The sequence below is a fragment of the Bradyrhizobium sp. genome, assembly GCF_049581145.1.
Taxonomy (GTDB): domain Bacteria; phylum Pseudomonadota; class Alphaproteobacteria; order Rhizobiales; family Xanthobacteraceae; genus Bradyrhizobium.
Window position 1 is genome coordinate 1 of record NZ_JBAURI010000247.1, and the last position, 4917, is coordinate 4917.

Annotated in this window: 3 protein-coding genes and 1 pseudogene; 2 read left to right on the forward strand and 2 right to left on the reverse strand. The window is 60.6% G+C overall.

Annotated elements, in window-relative coordinates; genetic code table 11:
• A partial coding sequence (locus tag WCB02_RS08365) for a hypothetical protein (protein WP_423957450.1) occupies window positions 1-224 on the forward strand: 224 nt, incomplete at its 5' end.
• Entirely contained in the window at window positions 221-3325 is a 3105-nt protein-coding gene (locus WCB02_RS08370) for a hypothetical protein (RefSeq protein WP_423957451.1), read from the forward strand. The genes WCB02_RS08365 and WCB02_RS08370, both read left to right, overlap by 4 nt.
• A 541-nt stretch (window positions 3326-3866) precedes the next feature.
• Here WCB02_RS08370 and WCB02_RS08375 read toward each other — a convergent pair.
• Together WCB02_RS08375 and WCB02_RS08380 are read right to left on the reverse strand one after the other, a co-directional pair.
• Complete coding sequence (locus tag WCB02_RS08375) at window positions 3867-4439, reverse strand: TetR family transcriptional regulator C-terminal domain-containing protein (protein WP_423957453.1); 573 nt, start codon at window positions 4437-4439, stop codon at window positions 3867-3869.
• Window positions 4440-4582: 143 nt separating this feature from the next.
• Window positions 4583-4917: pseudogene (locus WCB02_RS08380) on the reverse strand (MFS transporter); the annotation flags it as partial.

Below are 4917 nucleotides of genomic sequence, written 5' to 3' on the forward strand. Positions count from 1 at the left end.
TCAAGGACCGCAGTGAACGCGACGAATTGCTGGTCACCATCGAGGGCGTTACCCATCAAACAGCGAAGCAGGATTTCGCCATCAGAAGCAGGGAAGGCGGCGCAACATTGGAGATCGGCAAGCTCGATCCCGGTCGATACCGTGTCACAGCGCAGGCAAAGGATGGCTTTCTGGTCGCGACGCCGGTGCACGATGTGTTCGAAGTCGCCTCCAAGGATTGGTGAACGCCGTGGCGTGGCCGCTTTGGAGCATGAACGATCCTTCGACCTTGAGCCGATACGTTGTGCCTGATGTCGCGGAAGGGCTCCCGACATCGATCGTTCGCGATGATGCAATTTCGGCTGGGCAGCGCGCCGAGGTCGTGCGCGCCATCTACGAGTCGCTCTCGGAGCGCGGCCTGCACTATTCCCGGGAAGCGTGGGCGCCTGCGGAGGGCCCGCAAAGGATACGCGATCCCCAGGCCATCTTCGATGGCGGCAACGCCACGTGCCTCGACCTCGCCGTGCTGTTCGCCGGCGCCTGCCTCGGTCATGAATTGTTGCCGCTCGTTGTCGTCGTCGAGGGACACGCGTTCGTTGCCGTCTCATTGTTGGACGATCCACGCTCACCTGACAGCCGCGCGCGCATTCAGCGCGACGGCGACTGGGTCATGACCGGGGTGCTCCGCAGCGCCGATGTGTTCGCCGGGTTGATTGCGGAAAACAGCGCTCACTATCTTCCCGTGGAATGCACCGGCTTCGCCAGGACCGAGCGATCCGGCGGCTCCGCTTCAGCGCCCGGCAGGGCGGATGCTGGAACTCTGCCTTTCGAGGCCGCCGTCGACGCAGCGCGTGCCCACGGTCCCGATCGCTTCCTGTTTGCCGTCGATCCAGCCATCCTGCAGCGGGTTCAGCTGATCGCCCCTTACGACAGGTTCATCAATGATGAACAGATCGCGACCAGCCGCGATTATCGAACCACGACATTGGTCGGCGGGCGGGGCGGTCTCACGCTGGACCAAGTTCACCTGGACAGCATCGACGACCAACCGAGGAATGAGTTTGAATTTCTGAGAACCGACTTGCGCGCAACGCAGATGGTCGGCCGCACCGCGGATATCGCAGCCCTGAAAGCGTGGCTATCCGAGCCAGCGAACGTGTCCGTGAGGTGCCTGACGGGAGGCGCCGGCACCGGGAAGACGCGATTGGCCATCGAGTTATGCCAGGAGGCCGGTCAAGGCGGCGATGGCCTGGGAAGTCGGTGGGTGAGCGGCTTCGTCTCCCATGACGAGCTCAAACGGTTCACCGAGTCACAGGAGTGCAAGACCTGGAAATGGCTGGAGCCGACCTTGGTCGTGGTGGATGATGTCGGCGCGTGCGCGCACTCATTGGGATCCTGGTTGCAAGGATTGTGTCGCCGCGCGCCAAACTCTCACGGCCCAAGGCTGCGGCTACTCCTGCTTGAGCGCGAAGCAGACCCGGAGGTCGGCTGGTGGAAGGGGCTGTTCCGGACTGCGGGGGCCCGTGAATCAAGTCCGGAGCGGTTGTTGTCGCCGAAAGTTCCGGTCGACTTGTCCGGCATCAACTCGCCAGATGATCGGCTTCGGCTGCTGAAGCAGGTTATCCAGGCGGTTGCGAAATTTCGTGACGGCGCCAAGGCGCGCGAGATGCCCGCAACTGATCCGGCCTCCTTGAGCAGAGTGGTGGAGAAATCCGAGTCGACCGAACCATTGTACCTCATCATGGCCGGCATCGTTGCCGTGATGGAGAGTGCCGAGCTTGCCGCTTCACTTGCAACGAACGATCTCGCGAAGAGCATAGCCGTTTCGGAGGCATTGCGGGTCAAGAGGATAGCATCGGGCTATGCTGTCAGCGAAGAGTTCGCGATCCACCTCGTGGCTTGCGTCACTCTTCAAGGCGGTTGCGATCTCGCTGAGCTGAAACGGATGATCCGCGAGGAGCGGATGATTGCGAGCCAGGACGCCGTGGCGGAAGAGAAGATCCTGACCGTCCTGGCGGAGGCCTTGCCATCTGTTCGACGTACCGGTCGGCGCACCGAGCCCCTGATGGTTGATGCGGTTCGCCCGGATCTCGTGGGCGAAGCCTTGCTGCTGAACGAAATCCGCAGTCCGTTCCGCACCGAGCCGGAGCAGTTCGAGTTGATCGAACGCGCCTGGCGCCGGAAGCCCGGTCAGGTTCGCGAGACGCTGCTTCATATGTCTGAGGACTTCTGGCGGGATGAATCCGACAGCTCGGTCAAAAAATGGATGCAGCAAGTCGGAAAGCTGGTTCTGGATGATCTAACTCGTCGCCTTGAAGATGGGCAAGTCGATCCCAACGACGCCGTCGACGAGATTTGGCATAGCAGCTTCACGACATTGGACTGGTTCAAACTGACAACGTTGATCGTTCCCTTTGTCGACAGGCTTGAACCAACGAGGCTTGGGCAATTCGCGAGCCTGCGTGCAATCAGTTATGTGGAGGGGGCCAGCTATCAATCCGGGGCGAGGTTTGCCGCGGAGATCCTGCAGCATGCCGGATTTCCAGAGCGTTATCGTCCCGAGCTTTTCAACGTCAGGGGGCGCTGCCTGTTTCATATGCAGCAATATGAATCGGCGGCGGATGCCTATCAGGCCGGCATTGACGCGGCTGGTCCGGGCGGTCCTCTCGTCGATCAGCTCTACATCAATCTCGGCAACGCTTTGCTGGAGGACTTTCAGGCCAACAAGCGGCCAGTGTTCGCGTCGGCGCTCAAAGCCCTGAAAATGGGTGTCGAGCTCGCGAGTGATCCCCGTCTTCGGGTCGAATCACGCGCCTGTCTTTCGAATGCGCTGATCATGGATGGGCAGCTCAATGCGGCTGACAGCATGCTGCAGGAGGCCTGGTCCATTTCCGGAGACGCGCGCAGCGTTCCGCCCAAAGCCCGAATGATGGTATTGAGGAATCGTGCAATCATCAGCATCGCGCTGGGCAATCTTAATCTGGGTATCAAGCGGTTCGATGCTGCCGTGGAATATGCCAAAGCGTCGTTCGGGCCGTGTCACGCCGAGCTCGTCGATTTGTACGAGAGCCGCTATCGCCACCTCGTGGCCCAATCGAAGAAACCGCACGCGATCATAGCGGAGATGCTGGAAGTGTGGGCCGACATGCAGCGCATTTGCAGCGCCGCGGATCGATTCCCGCTACTGAAATTTCAGTATTTGGCGAATCGCGTCGCTGACATTGCGATCAGACGGTTGAGCCTGCAAAGTCGCGCCGTGCTGATCAACAGCCTCATGGAACAAGGCGCGAATCAAGGATGGACTGGCTCTACGATAAAGGCGGTCACAGACCTTTTCCGGAGGTAGCGTTGGGAAGAACCGGGAAGAACAATCGGGGGCCGATTTGATGGTTGCATCGGTCGCCCCGCGCCGGGAACGCGGGGCGGTCGAGCCGATCCGACACGTGCGCCGATGTCAGGATCGCAGATCAATCGATAGCATCGTTAGTGCGCCTGCGCCCTCCGGCTGCGCGCGTAGGCGCTGCGTACCTTGGCACGCTGGTCCGTAGCGACCCGCGGGCCAGCATTCGACGGCTGGGGTGGATCCAATCGGAGCATATCGGCAGGGACCTGCGCGGATGCGGGCGCGACCGGCATCGCCGACATCAACGCAAGGAGGGCCATCGCGCCCAAAATCAGACCGGGCAGGCGGCGGCCGTTCGTTCCGGTGTTCTGAAGCAACTTCAACATCATGCGCTCTCTCTGTTGAACCCGCGGCAAGGTTCGGATCAATGAAGTATAAAAATACCGCAATCCAAGATGACCAGTCAGCTTACTTCGGAGGCAAAAAACTCGCGATCCGCAATCTGACCGGTCAGCTTAAAATGTCAACGGAGAGAGGCTCACATTTACTTCAACAGGACCTTGAAGCAGACGTGGAAGAAATCGTCGATCGGGCCGCGATCCTGGGTGATCTTGAGCCGGACGGTGGCGCCTTCCCAGGCGTTCACCACGTAACGCGCCAGCAGGCTGGGATCGTGACGCGGGTCGAGCTCGGCCGCGGCCTGCGCGTCGCGCAGCACGGATTCGACCGCGCCGCACCACGCCTCGAACACCAGTCGAAGTTCTTCCCGCATCTTCGGGTATTCCTGGGCCATTTCGGTGGCGAACAGTCCCAGCATGCAGCCGCGCTCGAAGCCGCAGCTTTCCAGCCGGCCGGCCAGAAAATCGAAATGATTCCTCAGCCGCTGCAGGGGCGGGACGCCGGTCTCGAACAACAGATCCACCCGGGTCCCTTCCAGGTAGCGCCGCAAGGCGTCGATCGCCAGGTCTTCCTTGTTGTCGAAATGATTGAAGAACGAGCCCTTCGGAACTCCCGCAGCTTCGGTGATGTCCTGAATCGAACAGCCTCTGAAGCCAAAGGCGTGCAGGGTGTCGACCGCACTGCTCGCGAGTTTCTCGCGCAGACTCGGCCTGGGCATGGATCGCCTCCCGAAGAAGATTCTTCTACGTTAAATGACAGATATGCGACCGATTGGCTCATTTCAACCGAATTCCGGCGAATCTGACCGGTCAGTTTGGCTATGCCTCTCTTGCGTCTTACGTCGGAAGTCCGCCGTTCCCATTAGTCATGCTCATAGCCGTAGACCTCCGGCAGGATGAAGATCGCCGCGAGCAAGCCGATCAGCGGAAAAATGGCGACGAACAGCGTCGCATTGGCCTGGCCGATCGCGGCAAACAACGACGGGAACAGGAAGATGGCCAGGAACGACGGCAGCTTGACGAACATATAGGCGAAGCCGCTCGCCGTTCCCCGGTATTCGGGTTTCGCCACCATGGTTGGGATGGTCATGCAGTTCGAGGCATCCCAATAATGGCCCCACAGCATGCCCGCCGCCGCGAACGGCAGCACGTATTTGTGGTCGGTGTAGAGCGCGCCGGCCGCGATCAGCAATGACA